This is a genomic window from Kitasatospora sp. NBC_01539 (assembly GCF_045040525.1).
In the GTDB taxonomy this organism is placed as follows: domain Bacteria; phylum Actinomycetota; class Actinomycetes; order Streptomycetales; family Streptomycetaceae; genus Kitasatospora.
This window is the reverse complement of record NZ_CP109390.1, coordinates 5,629,719-5,647,095: the sequence shown is the minus strand read 5'-3', so window position 1 is coordinate 5,647,095 and position 17,377 is coordinate 5,629,719. Positions and strand designations below refer to the sequence as shown.

Annotated in this window: 14 protein-coding genes; 4 read left to right on the top strand and 10 right to left on the bottom strand. The window is 74.0% G+C overall.

What is annotated here, in order from left to right:
- Nucleotide 1: 1 nt before the first annotated feature.
- The 7 genes from OG335_RS24470 to OG335_RS24440 all read right to left on the bottom strand — a co-directional run bounded on the left by OG335_RS24470 (nucleotide 2) and on the right by OG335_RS24440 (nucleotide 10,623).
- Nucleotides 2–877, bottom strand: a complete 876-nt coding sequence (locus OG335_RS24470) for a GNAT family N-acetyltransferase (protein ID WP_405015514.1) — start codon at nucleotides 875–877, stop codon at nucleotides 2–4.
- 144 nt (nucleotides 878–1,021) lie between these two features.
- Entirely contained in the window at nucleotides 1,022–2,182 is a 1,161-nt protein-coding gene (ispG, locus tag OG335_RS24465; protein ID WP_405013254.1) for a flavodoxin-dependent (E)-4-hydroxy-3-methylbut-2-enyl-diphosphate synthase, read from the bottom strand.
- A 141-nt stretch (nucleotides 2,183–2,323) separates the two neighbouring features.
- A complete protein-coding gene (locus tag OG335_RS24460) occupies nucleotides 2,324–3,616 on the bottom strand; it encodes a M50 family metallopeptidase (protein ID WP_405015513.1) in 1,293 nt (430 codons plus the stop codon).
- A 61-nt stretch (nucleotides 3,617–3,677) separates the two neighbouring features.
- Nucleotides 3,678–4,907, bottom strand: coding sequence for a 1-deoxy-D-xylulose-5-phosphate reductoisomerase (gene dxr / locus OG335_RS24455; protein ID WP_405013253.1), 1,230 nt, complete (start codon nucleotides 4,905–4,907; stop codon nucleotides 3,678–3,680).
- Nucleotides 4,908–5,094: 187 nt separating this feature from the next.
- Entirely contained in the window at nucleotides 5,095–6,537 is a 1,443-nt protein-coding gene (locus OG335_RS24450) for an aldehyde dehydrogenase family protein (RefSeq protein WP_405013252.1), read from the bottom strand.
- 282 nt (nucleotides 6,538–6,819) lie between these two features.
- Nucleotides 6,820–8,385, bottom strand: a complete 1,566-nt coding sequence (locus tag OG335_RS24445) for a PucR family transcriptional regulator (protein ID WP_405013251.1) — start codon at nucleotides 8,383–8,385, stop codon at nucleotides 6,820–6,822.
- A 198-nt stretch (nucleotides 8,386–8,583) separates the two neighbouring features.
- Nucleotides 8,584–10,623, bottom strand: coding sequence for an ATP-binding protein (locus OG335_RS24440; RefSeq protein ID WP_405013250.1), 2,040 nt, complete (start codon nucleotides 10,621–10,623; stop codon nucleotides 8,584–8,586).
- A 228-nt stretch (nucleotides 10,624–10,851) separates the two neighbouring features.
- On the opposite strand from OG335_RS24440, the gene gabT reads away from it, so the two are divergent.
- The 3 genes from gabT to OG335_RS24425 all read left to right on the top strand — a co-directional run bounded on the left by gabT (nucleotide 10,852) and on the right by OG335_RS24425 (nucleotide 14,026).
- Nucleotides 10,852–12,192, top strand: coding sequence for a 4-aminobutyrate--2-oxoglutarate transaminase (gene gabT / locus OG335_RS24435; RefSeq protein ID WP_405013249.1), 1,341 nt, complete (start codon nucleotides 10,852–10,854; stop codon nucleotides 12,190–12,192).
- A 447-nt stretch (nucleotides 12,193–12,639) separates the two neighbouring features.
- Nucleotides 12,640–13,281, top strand: coding sequence for a phosphatase PAP2 family protein (locus OG335_RS24430; RefSeq protein WP_405013248.1), 642 nt, complete (start codon nucleotides 12,640–12,642; stop codon nucleotides 13,279–13,281).
- A 151-nt stretch (nucleotides 13,282–13,432) separates the two neighbouring features.
- Nucleotides 13,433–14,026 carry a MarR family winged helix-turn-helix transcriptional regulator gene (locus tag OG335_RS24425; RefSeq protein ID WP_405013247.1) on the top strand — a complete coding sequence of 198 codons (594 nt, stop codon included), beginning with the start codon at nucleotides 13,433–13,435 and terminating at the stop codon, nucleotides 14,024–14,026.
- On the opposite strand, the gene OG335_RS24420 is transcribed toward OG335_RS24425, so the two are convergent.
- The gene (locus OG335_RS24420) at nucleotides 13,932–14,858 is read right to left on the bottom strand and encodes an EamA family transporter (RefSeq protein WP_405015512.1); all 927 of its coding nucleotides are present in this window, start codon (nucleotides 14,856–14,858) and stop codon (nucleotides 13,932–13,934) included. The two genes, OG335_RS24425 and OG335_RS24420, sit on opposite strands and share 95 nt — an antisense overlap.
- A gap of 129 nt (nucleotides 14,859–14,987) precedes the next feature.
- Here OG335_RS24420 and OG335_RS24415 point away from each other — a divergent pair, with 129 nt between their 5' ends.
- Nucleotides 14,988–15,920, top strand: coding sequence for a LysR family transcriptional regulator (locus tag OG335_RS24415; protein ID WP_405013246.1), 933 nt, complete (start codon nucleotides 14,988–14,990; stop codon nucleotides 15,918–15,920).
- 43 nt (nucleotides 15,921–15,963) lie between these two features.
- Here OG335_RS24415 and OG335_RS24410 read toward each other — a convergent pair whose 3' ends face one another.
- Together OG335_RS24410 and OG335_RS24405 are read right to left on the bottom strand one after the other, a co-directional pair.
- Nucleotides 15,964–16,683 (bottom strand): ZIP family metal transporter, encoded by a 720-nt coding sequence (locus tag OG335_RS24410; RefSeq protein ID WP_405015511.1) that lies wholly within the window; start codon nucleotides 16,681–16,683, stop codon nucleotides 15,964–15,966.
- A 172-nt stretch (nucleotides 16,684–16,855) separates the two neighbouring features.
- Nucleotides 16,856–17,290 (bottom strand): DUF6278 family protein, encoded by a 435-nt coding sequence (locus tag OG335_RS24405; RefSeq protein ID WP_405013245.1) that lies wholly within the window; start codon nucleotides 17,288–17,290, stop codon nucleotides 16,856–16,858.
- Nucleotides 17,291–17,377 lie beyond the last annotated feature (87 nt).

The following is a 17,377-nucleotide window of genomic DNA, read 5'->3' as shown; positions in this document are numbered from 1 at the left end:
GTCAGAACAGCACGCTCATGAACGCCCCGACCTCGCGGAAGCCCACCCGGCGGTAGGCGGCCCGGGCCCGCAGGTTGAAGTCGTTGACGTAGAGCGACACCACCGGCGCGACCTCCGCGAGGGCGGTGGCGAGCACGGCGGCCATGCCGCCCTCGGAGAAGCCGCGGCCGCGGTGCTCCGGTGCGACCCACACGCCCTGGATCTGGCAGGCACCCGCCGTGACGGCGCCGATCTCGGCCTTGAAGACAACCTCACCGTCGTCGCCGAACCGGGCGAAGGAACGGCCCGCGGAGACGAGCTCGGCGACCCGGGCCTGGTAGAGCAGGCCGCCGTCGCCGGCGAGCGGGGAGATCCCCACCTCCTCGGTGAACATCGCCACGCAGGCGGGCATCACCGCCTCGACCTCGTTGCGGCGGACCCGCCGGACGAGCGGGTCGGGCGCGACCTCGGCGGAGGGCGTGGTGGTGGCCATCAGCGGCTGGTGCGCGCGGACGTCCCTGGCCGGTCCCCAGCTGCGCTCCAGCAGCGCCCAGAGCGCCGCCGTGGGCCCTGCCGGGCCCACGATGGAGGAGCAGCGGCGGCCCTGGCGCCGGGCACGCTCGGCGAAGGCCCGGACGGCCTCCGGGCCCGCGTCGACGAGCACGAGGTTCGCGCCGGCGTAGCAGAGCGACTCCAGCCGGCCGTCCTCGTCGTGCCAGCCCCACAGCTCGCCGCCGAGGCGCCACGGGTCGAGCCCGACGGCCTCCACGCGGGTGGCGACGAAGGCGTTGGCCACCGGATCGCGGCGGAGCACGTCCAGGGCGTCGTCGAGGTCGGAGGCGTCGAGCACCCGCGTGGCCGCCAGGGCCCGCGCGACCTGGAAGGGGCCGGGGAGCATCACACCTCGATCGAGCACGGACACCTCACTTGGGGACTCCTGCCGCACCCTACTCCCCCGGCGGTCGCGGCAGGGACCACGGGGGCCGTCCGTACACCCTCCCGGGAGGGGTGGCGGACGGCCCGTGGCCGGTCTTCGACGGGGTCAGTCGGCGGCGACGACGACCGGGGCGCCGGACTCGACGCCCTCGGCCTGCATCTGCTCGGCGAGCTTGAGCGCCTCCTCGATGAGGGTCTCGACGATCTTCGACTCGGGAACGGTCTTGATCACCTCGCCCTTCACGAAGATCTGGCCCTTGCCGTTGCCGGAGGCGACGCCGAGGTCGGCCTCACGGGCCTCGCCGGGGCCGTTGACGACGCAGCCCATGACGGCGACGCGCAGCGGCACCTCCATGCCCTCCAGGCCGGCGGTGACCTCCTCCGCGAGCTTGTAGACGTCGACCTGGGCGCGGCCGCAGGACGGGCAGGAGACGATCTCCAGGCCGCGCTGGCGCAGGCCGAGCGACTCCAGGATCTGGTTGCCGACCTTGATCTCCTCCGCGGGTGGGGCGGAGAGCGAGACGCGGATGGTGTCGCCGATGCCCTCGGCGAGCAGCGCGCCGAAGGCGACGGCCGACTTGATGGTGCCCTGGAACGACGGGCCGGCCTCGGTGACGCCGAGGTGCAGCGGGTAGTCGCAGGCGGCGGCGAGCTGGCGGTAGGCGTTGATCATCACGACCGGGTCGTTGTGCTTGACCGAGATCTTGATGTCGCGGAAGTCGTGCTCCTCGAACAGCGAGCACTCCCACAGCGCGGACTCGACCAGCGCCTCCGGGGTGGCACGGCCGTACTTCTCCAGCAGGCGCTTGTCGAGCGACCCGGCGTTGACGCCGATCCGGATCGGCACGCCGGCGCCCTTGGCGGCCTTGGCGATCTCGCCGACCTTGTCGTCGAACGCCTTGATGTTGCCCGGGTTGACACGGACGGCGGCACAGCCGGCGTCGATCGCGGCGAAGACGTACTTCGGCTGGAAGTGGATGTCGGCGATCACCGGGATCTGCGACTTCTTCGCGATGATCGGCAGCGCGTCGGCGTCGTCCTGCGAGGGGACGGCGACCCGGACGATCTGGCAGCCCGACGCGGTGAGCTCCGCGATCTGCTGGAGGGTGGCGTTGATGTCGGAGGTCAGCGTGGTCGTCATCGACTGGACCGAGACCGGGGCGTCGCCGCCGACCGGAACGTTGCCGACCATGATCTGACGCGAGTAGCGGCGCTTGGCGAGCGGCTTGAGCGGCAGGGACGGAATACCGAGCGAGATCGCGGTCATGTGCGCAGGGTTCCCCTGAGTGATGTCGGTGAGCCGGCCGGTGGGTCTGACCGGGCCGGGCGGGTCGTCGAGGACGCGCCCGGCCCTCAACGGTACGGCACGACGCCCGGCCGGAGCACATCCGGCCGGGCCGCCGCGGCGCTAGTTCAGCTTGACGGGGTTGACGACGTCGGCCGCCATGACGAGCGCGGTGAAGCAAATGAAGACGCCCGCGACCACGTACGCGAAGGGCATCAGCTTCGCCACGTCGAACGGACCCGGGTCGGGCCGCTTCAGCAGGCCCGCCAGGCGGCGGCGGACCGACTCCCAGAGGGCTCCGGCGATGTGGCCGCCGTCGAGCGGCAGCAGCGGCAGCATGTTGAACAGGAACAGCGACAGGTTGATGCCGGCGAGCAGCTGGATGAAGAACGCCAGCTGCTGGGTGGCCGGGAGGTCCATGGAGACGACGTCGCCGCCGAGACGGGCGGCGCCCACCATGCCGATCGGGTCGTCGGTGGAGCGCGGGGCGCCGTCCACGACCGCGTGCCACAGGTGCGGCACCTTGCCGGGCAGGGCGACCAGCGAGGAGACGCCGTGCTTCGCCATGGCGCCCATCTCGTCGGCGCTCTCACCCAGGCTCAGGTGGTGCACGCCGCGGGCCGGGGTGATGCCGAGGAAGCCCGCCTCGACGGTGCGGCCCTTGACCGCGTAACCGTCCTTGTCGACCGCCGGGAGCGTGTTGGTGGCGATCGTCGCGCTCAGCGTGACCTGCTCGCCGTGCCGGTCGACGACGATCGGCACGGTGCGGCCGGCCGAGTCCCGGATGTCCGCCTGGAGCTGCGTGTAGGTGCCGATGCGATCGCCGTCGAAGGAGAGCACCGTGTCGCCGTTGCGCAGCCCCGCCGCGTTCGCGGGCGAGACCGGCGCCCCGGCCGGGCAGACGTCGGTCGGCTCGCCCGCCTTCACGACGCACGCGCTGACCTGCTGCACCGTCGGGGTGGAGACCTCCTGCCCGATGCCCATGAAGAGGGCCAGGAACAGCACCACGGACAGGATGAGGTTCATGAACGGCCCGGCGAACATCACGATGACCCGCTGCCAGGGCTTGCGGGTGTAGAAGAGCCGGTGCTCGTCACCCTCCTGCAGCTCCTCGTACGAGGCCTCCCGGGCGTCCTCGATCATGCTCCGCCAGGGCGAACTGCTGCGCTTGGTGACCCGGCCGTCCGCGCCCGGCGGGAACATCCCGATCATCCGGATGTAGCCGCCGAGCGGGATCGCCTTGATGCCGTACTCGGTCTCGCCCTTCTTGCGCGACCAGACGGTCGGCCCGAAGCCGACCATGTACTGCGGCACGCGGATCTTGAACAGCTTGGCGGTGGAGAGGTGCCCCAGCTCGTGCCACGCGATCGAGAACAGCAGCCCGACCAGGAAGATCAGGATGCCGAGCACCCACATCAGATTGTTCACCGCTCGCCCTCCGCCATGCCGCTGCCGCTCCGCCCGCCGTCCGTACCGGTCAGCCCGCCGCCAGCTCGCGGGCCCGGGCACGCGCCCAGTCCTCCGCACGAAGGACGTCCGCCACGGTGAGCGAAGTTCCCGGCGCGGGGGTGCCGTGCTCGGCGACCACCTTCGCCACAGTGTCCACGATCCCCGTGAACGGCAGCCTGCCGTTGAGGAAGGCCTCCACACACTCTTCATTGGCCGCGTTGAACACCGCCGGGGCGGTGCCGCCGAGCGTACCCACCTCCCGGGCGAGCGAGACGGCCGGGAAGGCCTCGTCGTCCAGCGGGAAGAACTCCCAGGTCGCGGCCTTCGTCCAGTCGCAGGCGGGGGCGGAGTCCGGCACCCGGTCGGGCCAGCCGAGGCCCAGCGCGATCGGCATCCGCATGTCCGGCGGGCTGGCCTGCGCCAGGGTGGAGCCGTCGGTGAATTCGACCATCGAGTGGACGACCGACTGGGGGTGCACGACGACCTCGATCCGGTCGAACGGCACGTCGTACAGCAGGTGCGCCTCGATGACCTCCAGGCCCTTGTTGACCAGGGTCGCGGAGTTGATCGTCACGACCGGGCCCATCGCCCAGGTCGGATGGGCCAGCGCGTCGTCCGGGGTCACCCCGGCGAGCTGCTCACGGGTGCGGCCGCGGAACGGGCCGCCGCTGGCCGTCACGACGAGCTTGCGGACCTCCGCCCGGGTGCCGCCGGCCAGCGCCTGGAACAGCGCGGCGTGCTCGGAGTCGACCGGCACGATCTGCCCGGGCCGGGCCACCGCCTTCACCAGCGGGCCGCCGACGATCAGCGACTCCTTGTTCGCCAGCACCAGCACCCGCCCGGCCTCCAGCGCCGCCAGGGTGGGCCGCAGCCCGATCGACCCGGTGATGCCGTTCAGCACCGAGTGGCACTCCAGGGCGGCGAGCTCGGTCGCGGCGTCCGGCCCGGCGACGATCCGCGGCAGCGGGCGCCCGGCGGCACCGGCCGCGAGCGCCTCGCGCAGCGCGGGCACGGCGTCCTCCCGCGCCACCGCCACCGTGTGGACGCCGAGCTGCAGCGCCTGCTCCGCGAGCAGGCCGACCCGGCCGCCGTTGGCGGACAGCGCCACCACCCGGAAGCGGTCGGGATTGCGCAGCACCACGTCGATCGCCTGGGTGCCGATCGAACCGGTCGAACCGAGGATCACCAGCTCCCGGGGGCCGTCCGGGTCGGCGACCGTGGGGGTGAAACGCAGCTGGGGGTGGGCGAGCGAGTTCATGCCCCCATTCTGTCCTGTCGCGGCCGCTGCTCCGTCCTGTCGCGGCCGCCGCCCGGTCCGGGTGGGGGCCGTCGCGGCGGGGTGCCGCCCCTGCGGGGTTCCGTCGTGGCAGGCGCCGTCGTGGCAGGCCGACGCCCCGCCACCAGGTGTCGGTGACGGGGCGTCGGGTCGGCCGGGCGACGCCGGGTCAGAGGTCCAGGCCGGTGAGCACCAGCACCTTCTCGTAGGTGAAGTCGGCCATCGCGTACTTGACGCCCTCACGGCCCACGCCGGAGTCCTTCACGCCGCCGTACGGCATCTGGTCCGCGCGGTAGGAGGGGGCGTCGCCGATGACCACGCCGCCGACCTCCAGCTCGCGATGGGCGCGGAAGGCGGTCTGCACGTCGTGGGTGAAGACGCCGGCCTGCAGGCCGAAGGCCGAGTCGTTGACGGCGGCGAACGCCTCGTCGGTGGAGTCGACCCGGTGCAGCGACAGGACCGGGCCGAACACCTCGGCGGTGGCGAGGATCGCGTCGGCGGGCAGGTCGGCGACCACGGTCGGCGCGTAGGCCGCACCCTCGCGGGTGCCGCCGGTCAGCACCTTCGCGCCCTTGGCGACGGCGTCGTCGACCCAGGACTCGACGCGCTTCGCGGCGTTCTCGTCGACGAGCGGGCCGACGTCGACGGCGTCGTCCGCCGGGTCGCCGGTGACCTGCGCCCGCACCTTGGCGACGACCTTCTCCACGAGCGCGTCGTAGACGCTCGCGTCGGCGATCACCCGCTGCACCGAGATGCAGGACTGGCCGCCCTGGTAGTTCGAGAACATCGCGATCCGCGTCGCGGCCCAGTCGAGGTCGGCCTCGGAGGACCAGTCGGCGAGCACCACGGCCGCGGCGTTGCCGCCGAGCTCCAGGGTGACGTGCTTGCGCGGCACCGAGTCCATGATCTGGTAGCCGACCTTGTCGGAACCGGTGAAGGAGATGACCGGCAGCCGCACGTCCTGGACGAGGGCCGGCATCTTCTCGTTCGGCACCGGGAGGACGCTCCACGAGCCGGCCGGCAGGTCGGTCTCGGCCAGGATCTCGCCGAGCACGAGGGCCGACAGCGGGGTGGCCGGAGCCGGCTTGAGAATGATCGGGGCGCCGACCGCGATCGCCGGGGCGACCTTGTGCGCGACCAGGTTCAGCGGGAAGTTGAACGGGGCGATGCCCAGCACGACGCCCTTGGGGAAGCGCCGCACCACCGCGAAGCGGCCGGTGCCGCCCGGGTCGGTGTCCAGGCGCATCGTCTCGCCGTTGGTGCGGCGGGCCTCCTCGGCGGCCCAGCGGAACACCGAGACGGCACGGCCGACCTCGCCGCGCGCCCACTTGATCGGCTTGCCGTTCTCGGCGGTGATCAGGCGGGCGATCTCCTCGGTGCGCTCGGCGAGACGCTTCGACACGTGGTCGAGCGCCGCGGCGCGCACGTGCGCGGGGGTCGCGGCGAACGCGGGCGCGGCGGCCGCGGCGGCGGCCACCGCCTCCTCGATCTGCGCGTCGGTGGGGACGGCGACCTTGCCGACCAGGCTGCCGTCGTACGAGTGGCGGACCTCGAAGTCGGTGTCGCCGCTCGCCCGGCGGCCGGCCAGCCAGAACTCATGGGTGGTGGTCACGGTCGCACCGGCCCTCTCCTCGTTGCTCCGCCCCACGGTCGCGGGGTCCGTTCTTCACGGTAGGACCCGGCGGGCGGCAAACGGATTGGACAGTGTGGAGGGGTGCGCGGAGCCGCCGCTCCAGGACGGCGGGATTGCCGGGCGACGGGCCGGTGACCTGGTCGCGTGACCCTCACCGCTCCCGCGCTCCGCCCCCGCTTCTCCGCTCCCGCTCTCCGCCCCGCGGCCCCGCGTACTCGCGACCTCGCTCTCGCCCGTGCTCCTCGGGCGGTCGGGCGGGGCTCAGTCCTCGCCGGACCGCAGTGCCAGCCACAGCTCCATCCGCACGTCCGTGTCGTCGAGCGAGCGGCCCAGCAGCTCCTCCACCCGCCGCATCCGGTACCGCAGGGTGTGCCGGTGCACGCCCAGATCGGCGGCGGCCGCGTCCCACTGGCCGTGCCGCGACAGCCAGGCCCGCAGGCTCGCCACCAGATCACCCCGCGCGGTGCGGTCGTGGTCCCGGAGCGGCCTCAGCAGGCCCTCGGCGAACGCCGTCACCGCCTCCTCCCCCAGCAGCGGGAGCAGCGACCCCGCACCGACCTCCTCGTGGTCGACCGCCCGGCGGCCGCCCCGCACCGCCACCGCCAGCGCCCGCTCGGCCTGCGCGAACGCCGTCGCCGCCTCCTCCAGCGTGGCCGGCGCCGACACCCCCAGCGACAGCCCGTCCTGCTCCTCCACCGCCCCCAGGCACGCCCGGTGCGCCGCACCGTTGTCCACCGCCAGCACCAGCAGCCGCGGCCCGTGCGGACCGTCCTCGCGGGAGACGAGCAGCCGCTCGCCGACCCGGCCGCCCGCCTGCTCCGCCCGGTCGCCGAGCTCGCCCAGCGCCTCGGCCGCCTCCGGCCCCGGACCGGCCCCCGCCACCAGCACCCGCGCCATGCCCTCCGGCAGTCCGCCGAACAGGCCCGCCGACACCTTCCGGGCCGTCGCCACCTCGCCGGCGAGGATCATGTGCAGCAGCGCCGCACCCATCCGTTCCTCGGCCTGCCGCAACTCCCGCGACCGCTCCAGGGTCAGCGTCAGCAGCGCCACGGCCGCGTTCAGCACGTACCGCTCGGTCGGCGTGATGCGGTCCTCGGTACCGACCGCCAGGAAGCCGCGCGGGCGCCGGTCGGCCCCCAGCGACTGCACGACCACGTAGTCCTCGTCCGCCGTGTCGATCCCCGGCGCCCGGCCCTGCAGCGCCGCGCTCGACGGGGCCGGACGGCGGCGCAGCCGGTCCACCTCGGCCGCCAGCCGGCCCGCCCGCCGCGCCGCCCAGTCCGGCGCCACCGCCGACAACGCGCCCGAACCGTCGTACAGCGCCGCCCACCCGCCCAGCCTCGCGGCGAGCCGGCGCACCACCGCGGTCGTGCCGTCCTTGCCGAGCGCGGCGCGGGTCAGCTCCTCCTGCGCCTCGAAACTCGTCGTCACCGCCTCGTACTGCTCCGCCGCCAGCGCCGCCGACACGGCCTTGCTGATCGCGATGAACGGCGTCGCCTCCGGCACCCGCAGCAGCGGCAGTCCGCGCTGCACGGCCGCGTCCACCAGCGCCTGCGGCACCTCCGCGTGCGACAGGCCCACACCGAGGCCCAGGCCCACCACCCCCGCGTCCGCGAGCCGGTGCACGTACGCCTGCAGCCGGGACGCGCTCCGGCCTAGCTTGATGCCCGTCGTCAGCAGCAGCTCGCCGCCCTCCAGGAACGGCGTCGGGTCGTCCAGCTCGCTGGTGTGCACCCAGCGGACCGGCCGCTCCAGGTGGTCCGCACCCGCCAGGACAGTGAGGTGGAGCGCGGTGTTGCGGACGACAGAGGCGAGTGTGGGGGGCATGGCACCTTCGCTGGTACGACCCGGTCGCGCCGTTGCGACCGCGCGGGAGAGGGATCGGAGAGCTCACCCCCATTATGTACGGCCCGGACAAGCAGCAGCACCGAATCCTCCGCTGCGGAGCGGAGCTGAGCAACGCCGAAAGCCTGTGGTCGGTGTGCGGTGCCGACACGCTGTGCGGACGCGCGGTGCCGGCACGGGTCAGCTGCGCAGGTCCACCAGCAGCGGCGGCACCTGCTCACCGTCGACCGTCGTCAGCGACACCACCGCGTGCCCGCTCGGCAGCGCGTGCGCCAGATCGGACGGCGACCACCGGTGCCGCTCGACGTCCCGGGTCGTCACCGACTCCGTCTGCGCGGTCGTCCCCGACAGCGCCTTGCGACCCGCCCGGGCCGCCTTGCGCACCAGGCCGCCCGAGGTGTCCGGGGTGTGCGTGACCGCGGTCTCCGTCACCAGGTGCGTCCCCCAGGCCTCGGAGAACAGCCTGCCGTCCCACGGCGCGATCCCCGGGAACGCCATCCGGCACCCGACCGCCCCGAACAGCGGCGCCCGCAGCGCCTCCGGCAGGTCCACCAGGCTGCGCAGCACCAGCACCGCCCCCGCGTGCGCCCCCCTCATCCGCTGCAGGCCGCGCACCGTGTGGGTGTCCAGCGCGGCCGTCGCGTCGTCCACCACCAGGCCCGCGAACAGCGAACGGTCCGCCCTGGCCACCGCCGCCTGCACGAACTGCGCCACCACCAGCCGCGACAGCATCCGGGCCGCCTCCGGATGGCTGCGCTCCGGCAGCTTGATCCGCACCCGCAGCGGATGGTCCAGCGCCCGCATCGCGAACGCCGGACGCGCCTCCGGCCCTCCGGGGAAGCACCCCGCGAACGCCGGACGGTCCAGCAGCGCCAGCCGGTCCGCCAGCAGCCCGCCCGGATCGTCCACCCGGCCGCGCTGCCGCTCGCGCTGCACCAGATCGGGCTCGTGGACCGCCAGCACCCCGGCCGTCCGCAGCACCTTGCGCAGCGCCTCCCACACGTCCGCATCGCCCGACAGCAGCGCCCGCAGCTCGGCCACCCCCGGGTAGCGGCCGTGCGCCGCGTGGTACGGGCCCACCACCTGCTGCAGCGCCGAACGGGCGCTCTCCGCACGCGACGCCAGCTCGTCCGGCAGCAGCGCGTCGGCCAGCCGCGCCGCCGCCTCGTCCGGATCCGCCGCCGCCCCGTACAGGTCCAGACCGTACGGCGTCGCGCGGTCACCCGGCGCGATCACCACGTCGTACCAGGCGTCGGGCCCCAGATCGGCCTCCGCCGCACCGATCACCACCGCACAGGCCGACCCCGCCAGCGCCTGCAGGCACAGCGCCTCCGCCACCGGCCGCGCCAGCCGCGCCGTCTTCCCCGTCCCCGCCGGACCGACCGCCAGCAGCGACGTGCCGAGCAGAGCCGGATCCAGCGCGAAACCCGCGGTGCGGTGCGCCGGCGGGTTCTTCACCACGTCCTGCGCCGTCCCCAACCGGACCTGAGAGGTCAACAGGTCGTGCCGGCCCGTCCGGCCCGGCAGATCACGCACCTCGGACGGGTGCGCGCACGCCGCCGCCCCCCGCGCCGCCACCTGCTCCTCGAACGCGGGCAGGAGGGAGGGGTCGGCGGTCACCGTCCCCCAGGCCCGGCGGATCCGCACGTAGTCGACGTCCCCGACGGGCTCCCCGGCGAGCCGGTGGGCGGCGGTGGGGGCGGCGCGGCGCACCTCGTCCCAGGGGTCGACGGTGCCCGGGGAACGGTCGGGGGTCGCGGTCTCCTCCCGGGTGACCGTCCGGGCCAGCGCGGGTGCAAGCCAGCGGCGCCAGAGCTCGGCCCACCGTCCCATGCGCCCGAACAGCATGACGACACCCAGCAGGACCGCCACATTCACGGCGAGCGCGATGAAGAGTGAGATCACGAAGGAGTTCGGACTGGTCAGTCCGCCCATCCCGAGCAGCCCCTGGACAAGCGGAACACCCTGGAGGTAGACGATGGTGCCGACAGCCAGGTTCAACGCCGCCCGCAGCAGGAGCGGGCCGGCCGGGACGGCGGCGTGCGCGGCGCGGGCCTCGTCCTGGGGGCGGTGGCCCAGGCGGAAGATGCCCGGCGCGGCCTCGGGGCGGGGTTCGGCCGCCCAAGCGGCGAGGTCGAAGGGGAGGGCCCGTTGCGGCGGAACGGCCGATGTCCGGTGGGCCTGTGCGGCCCGTTGCCCCTGTGTGCCGTCCAGTCCCATCCCGGCCCCGCTCCCTGTCCCACCACCGGCATTGCCATACCCGTGTCACCGGCCCGGCGACACGCCCGCGCTCAATGTAGTGGAGCGCGGGTGCGCGTTCGGCGATCTCCGCGCGCTGGCCAGTCAGCACAATTCGGAAGGACCAGTGCTCCCGAGTGGCGCATGCCGGGGCCGGGAGCCCGGCCGTAGCCTTCGAGGACCGCGCCTTGAGATTTGGAGATCCCCGCCATGAGCGCTGCAACCCCGCTCCCGCAGGAGCGCCGCCTGGTCACCGCGATTCCCGGCCCGAAGTCGCAGGAGCTGCAGGCCCGCAAGCTCGGCGCGGTGGCGGCGGGTGTCGGCACGACCCTCCCCGTGTACGTCGCGCGTGCCGGCGGCGGCGTGCTGGAGGACGTGGACGGCAACCGGCTGATCGACTTCGGTTCCGGCATCGCCGTCACCAATGTCGGCAACAGCGCCGAGGCGGTCGTCGCCAAGGCGTCCGAGCAGTTGGCCGCCTTCACGCACACCTGTTTCATGGTGACGCCGTACGAGGGCTACGTCGCCGTGGCGGAGCAGCTGAACGAGCTGACGCCGGGCGACCACGAGAAGCGCACCGCGCTGTTCAACTCGGGCGCGGAGGCCGTGGAGAACGCGGTGAAGGTCGCCCGCGCGTACACCAAGCGCACCGCCGTCGTGGTGTTCGACCACGGGTACCACGGCCGCACCAACCTGACCATGGGCCTGACGGCGAAGAACATGCCGTACAAGCAGGGCTTCGGCCCGTTCGCGCCCGAGATCTACCGGGTGCCGGTCGCGTACCCGTACCGCTGGCTGACGGGTGCGGAGAACTGCGCCCCCGAAGCCGCGGCGCAGGCCATCGACATGATCAACAAGCAGATCGGCGCGGACAACGTCGCGGCGATCATCATCGAGCCGATCCAGGGCGAGGGCGGCTTCATCGAGCCGGCGAAGGGCTTCCTGCCCGCCATCGCGGAGTACGCGAAGGCGAACGGCATCGTGTTCGTCGCGGACGAGATCCAGACGGGCTTCTGCCGCACCGGTCAGTGGTTCGCCTGCGAGGACGAGGGCGTCGTCCCGGACCTGATCACCACGGCCAAGGGCATCGCGGGCGGTCTGCCGCTGGCCGCCGTCACCGGCCGCGCCGAGATCATGGACGCCGCCCACGCGGGCGGCCTGGGCGGCACGTACGGCGGCAACCCGGTGGCGTGCGCCGCGGCGCTGGGCTCCATCCAGACCATGAAGGAGCTGGACCTCAACGCCAGGGCGCAGCACATCGGCGAGGTGATGCTGGGCCGCCTGCGCACGATGCAGGAGAAGTTCGACGTGATCGGCGAGGTCCGCGGCCGCGGCGCGATGATCGCGGTCGAGCTCGTGAAGCCGGGTGGCAAGGAGCCGAACGCCGAGGTGACCGCCGCGATCGCCAAGGCGTGCCACGCCGAGGGCCTGGTGGTCCTGACCGCCGGCACCTACGGCAACGTGCTGCGCTTCCTGCCGCCGCTGGTGATCCCGGAGCACCTGCTGACCGAGGGCCTGGACATCATCGAGAGTGCCTTCGCCCGCGCCTGACGGACCGGGACGGTGGTCCCAGGACGGGGTGGACCCGGGACGGTGGACAGCGTCCCGCACCGAGCGGCCCGGCCCCGTGGGGTCGGGCCGCTCGGCCGTTCCCGTCCACCCCCTCGCGGACCCGGGCGGACCCGCGCGGACCCGGGCGTGCGGGATACGCACGCGGACGACCGTGGGCGCGTGGAGGTTGTACTCGGAGTGGTGAAGATGCTGTGCGAAACCGGTTGCGCTCCACTGCGCCGGAGGGCCTTTGACGTAGTGTCATCGCAGATGGACAGCGAGCCGCGCCCCTGCGCACCACCTTCGGCAGCCGCGGCACCGGCCGTCGAACCTCCAGACCGATCGACCGACCGCCCGGTCCACACCCCCCGGGCCGCGCGGAGCGGCGATCACCTCGGCCGCCCCGGAGCTCTCCCCCCTGCTCCGGGGCGGCTTCATGCGCTTGTCGTGCCCCTGTTGATCGCGGTGCTGGCGCTCATCTCCTGGCAGGTGGCGGTCGACGGACCCCTGCTCGGCGTCGACACGGGCACCCGCACCGCCGTCCACGAGGTGCGGCACGCACTGCACAGCACCCTGATCAACCACGTCGGCGCGCTGTTCTCCGACCTCGGCGGGTCGGTGCTGGCGATCCCGGTCCTGATGGCGGCCGCCGTGGCGGCGGCCGTGCGCCGCCGCCGCACCCCGTCCACGGGCCGCTGGTGGCTGCCCCTGCCGGTGGCGGTCGCAGCCACGGCGCTGATCCCCCTGCTGGTCGTCCCGGCCAAGGCGTGGTTCGCCCGGCCCGGCCCGTACGGGCTGCCGCTCGCTCCGGACCAGTGGGGCTGGTACCCCTCCGGGCACACCGCCACCTCGGCGATCGCCTACGGCACGGCGGCACTCCTGCTCGGCAGCACGGTGGGCGTCGACGCACGGCAGCGTCTGTACGGGGGCACGGTGCTGGTGTGCCTGGGCGTCGGCGGCGGGCTGGTCTGGAGCGACTACCACTGGCTGCTGGACGTGCTCGCCAGTTGGTGCCTGGCCGGGACGGTCCTGTGGGCCGTCGCACGGCTGCTCGCCAGGGCGGACGGCGCCACCCCCGGTTCGCCCTGACCGCGACGGCAGGCCCTCCCGCGGGAACCCGCCCGGCCCTGCGCCGGGAAGTGAGTCGGCCTCAGCCAGCGCCGGGCGGCCCGGCACACCCCCGCTAACCTGGCCTCACCTCCCCGGCCCCGGGCCGGGGCACCCGAGCCGGGAGCCCGCCATGACCACGCCGCCGTCCGCCGACACCGCCGCGGAGCTCGCCGACGCGCTGAGCCGGGCGATGAAGCGCATCCGGCGACGAACCGTGCAGCGCCTGGAGCCGTACGGCATCACGCCCGCCCAGGCCCGCGCCCTGCGGACGCTCGCGCACTCCCCCGCCCCTGCTCCCGCGCCTACTCCTGCCTCCGCTCCCGCTCCCGCTCCTGCTCCCGCTCCCGCTCCCGGGACGGCCGGCCGCCAGGACACCGGGGTGGCGGGCGGGCCCGCGGAGGACGTCCGGGCCCCGATGCGGTTGAGCGACCTGGCCGAACGGCTGCGGATCGCCCCCCGGTCGGCGACCGCCGTGGTCGACGCGCTGGAGGAGGCCGCGCTGGTCACCCGTACACCGGACCCGGAGGACCGGCGGGCCGTCCGGGTGGTGCTCACCGCCGAGGGGCACAGCGCGCTGGAGCGGATCGGCAGGGTCCGGCACGAGGTCGCGCAGGAGTACTTCGGCCCGCTCAGCCGGTCCGACCAGGACGCACTGCTGCACGCCCTGCGACGCGCCGAGGAGGCGTACGAGGCCGAGCCGGCCGGCCGGGACGCAGCGCGGTGAGCCCGATCCCGGCGATCACCAGGACGGCCGCGAGACCGGCCGCCCAGCTGAACCGCTCGCCGAGCAGCAGCCACGAGGACGACATCCCGAAGACCGGCACCAGCAGCGAGTAGGGCGCCACGGCGGAGGCGTCGTAGCAGCGCAGCAGGTGACTCCAGGCGACGAACCCGAAGAGCGTGGAGACGAGGCCGACGTAGGCGATGGCGCCGACCCCGGCGAGGCCGATGCCGGCCAGCGCCCGCAGGTCCGCCTCGGGTCCCTCGACCAGCAGGGAGAGGGCCAGCAGCGGCAGCGGGGGAACGGCGCTCACCCACACCATCCAGCGCAGGGCGTCCGGCGGGGCGGCGCGGCGGGTCAGCACGTTCGACAGCCCCCAGAACGCGGCGGCGGCGATGACCAGTACGAAAGCCCCCACCGGCCCGCCGAGGCCGTGGTCGGCGGCGGCCACACAGATACCGGCGAAGGCCACGGCGAGACCGGTGGCGCGCTGCAGGGTCGGCCGCTCCCCCAGCATCCCGGCGGCGAGGACGGCGGTGAAGACGGCCTGGCTCTGCAGCACCAGCGAGGAGAGGCCGGCCGGCATGCCGGCGTGCATCCCGAGGAAGAGCAGCCCGAACTTCACGACCCCGAGGGTGCAGCCGACCGCGGCCACCCAGCGCCACGGCACTCGCGGCGGTCCCACCAGGAAGACGGCGGGCACCGCGACGACGGCGAAGCGCAGGGCGCAGAACAGCAGCGGCGGGAAGTTCTCCAGCCCGACGTGGATCAGGACGAAGTTCAGGCCCCAGACGGCGGCGACGAGGACGGCGAGGGCGATGTGGCGGGGCGTCATGGCGGCGGGGGCGGCGACGGGGGCAGGGATGGACGTGGTCGGCATGGGTCGAGCCTGGCGGGCCCGGACGGTGTAGCACCAGCGATGAATTCTGAACCGAACCGTTCAGTGCTGCTTTAGCATGGCGGCATGTTGGACCTCGGCAGACTCCGGGCGCTGCACGCCGTCGCGGTGCACGGCTCGGTGGGCGGCGCGGCCGCCGCGCTCGGCTTCACCCCTTCGGCGGTCTCCCAGCAGATCTCCAAACTCGAACGCGAGACCCGCACCGTCCTCCTGGAACGCCAGGGACGCGGCGTCGTCCTCACCGACGCGGCCGCCCGGCTGGCCGGCACGGCACAGCAGTTGCTGGCCCTCGTCGAGCAGGCCGAGGTGACGCTGGAGGAGCAGCGCGGGCAGGCGGTCGGACGCCTCCTGGTGGCGGCTTTCGCGACCGGCGCACGCGGGGTGATGCCCGGGGCGCTCGCGGACCTGCGGCAGCGCTGCCCGGAGCTCGACGTCCGTCTGCTGGAGACCGACCCGTACCTCGCCGCCGAGTTGGTCGCCCGGGGCGAGGTCGACCTCGCGCTCGTCCAGGACTGGCCGACCGTGCCGCTGCCCGTGCAGGAGGGCATCTCCCGGATGGACCTCGGGCGGGATCCCGTCGACCTGCTGCTGCGGGCCGAGCACCCGCTGGCCGCGTTGCCCTGTGTGCCGGTGGACCGGCTGGTCGGGCAGCGCTGGATCAGCGTGCCGCCCGGCAACATCTGCCACGACTGGCTGGTCCTCACCCTGCGCGAGGTCGGCGAGGAGCCCGACGTGCTCTACCAGGTCGGCGAGTTCGAGACGCAGATCGCGCTGATCGAGGCGGGGCTGGGCCTCGGGCTGGTCCCCCGCCTGGGCCGCGCGCCGCTGCCCGACGGGGTGGTGGCGCGCACCGTCTCACCCGAGCCGACCCGTCGCGTGTACGCGCTGTGGCGCACCCAGGCGTCCCGCCGCCCCGCGATCACCGCAGCCCTGCGGGCGATGCGGGAGCAGTGGGCCCTGGTGGGGACGCCGTCGGCGGACGGCCTGCACGTCCCCTGATGCCGAGCCGGTGCGGGACGCCGAACCGGCTCGGCGTCCCGGGTCAGTCGGCGAAGCCGATCACGAGCCACATGAAGCCGACGCCCAGCAGGGTGCAGAGCAGGGTGCTGCGCGAGGGGTGCGGGCTGTGCGCCTCGGGCAGGATGTCGGAGGTCGCGAGATACAGCAGGAATCCGGCGAAGAAGCCGAGGTAGAGACCGAGCACGTGCTCGGGGATGGTGAAGAGCAGGGTGATCGCCGCGCCCGTCACCGGCGCCACGGCGTCCGCGGCGAGCAGGGTCATCGCCCGCCTGCGGTCGTTCCCGTACATGCGGGTGATCGTGTACGTGTTGAAGCCGTCCGCGAAGTCGTGCGCCACCACCGCTATGGCCACCACGGTGCCGACCGTGGTGCCCGCCTGGAAGGCCGCGCCGATCGCGAAGCCGTCCATCAGGCTGTGCCCGACCAGGGCTCCGGCCGCGGTGAGGCCGACGCCCTGGCGTCCGTGGTCGTGCCGGTGGTGCCCGTGGGTGTGCTCGGCGTACTCGGACTCGTGGCTGCGGTGGATGGCCACCGCCCGCTCGATGATGTGGATGGTCAGGAATCCGGCGGCGAACATCAGGAGGGCCTGCGGCACGCCGTGGATCTCGTCCGGGGCCGCGCGCGACGCCTCCGGCAGCAGGTCGAAGGCCACCACGCCGAGCATCAGCCCGGCCGCGAAACCGAGCACCAGGTGCCGGCGGTCGCCGGTGCGCTGGGCGACCCAGCCGCCGATCAGCGTCATCAGGAAGGCCGCCGCCGCGACCGCGACGGCGGTCACCGGACGGCCTGCGGACGCCCGGGGCCGCACGCGTGCCGGAGCCGGGCCGCACGCGTGCCGGTGGCGCCGGTACCGGCTGCTCCGGTACCGCCCGCCGCGACGGTGGTGCCCGGGTCCGTGGTCACGTCGTGACCGGTCAGCCGTCGGTGGCGGCGCGGTAGGCGGCGGCGAGCTGCGGCGAACCCTCGTCCGCCCAGCTGTGGCCGATCACCGCGACGTCGAGCTCGCGGTCGCCGGGCAGCACGAGCAACGGATGGTCCCGTTCCACGTCCAGCCGCCATGCCGTCCCCGGCACCGTGCGGTGCAGGACCGTGCCGAGGTACAGACCGGCATCGTTGCCCAGCCACTCCGAGACCTCCGGATCGTCGCGCCAGCGCGGCAGCAGCTGGTCGAGGGCCGTCAGGGATGCCACGCCGTCGTCGAGCTGCACGCCTGCGTCGCCGGCCAGCTCGCGCAGCAGTCCGCACTCGGCGAGCAGCTCGGCCATGGTGGCCTCGTCCGGCTGGGGCGGGATCCCACCGGGGCGGCGGGCGTGCCGCGCACGCCACCTGTCCATGAACCCGATTCCCATCCGTCCAGCCTGACAGGGATACGCCGCCCGTGCAGCCGGCGCGGCCGGGCGCGGCGCCGCCGACCCGTTCGGAGACGGGCCGGCCCG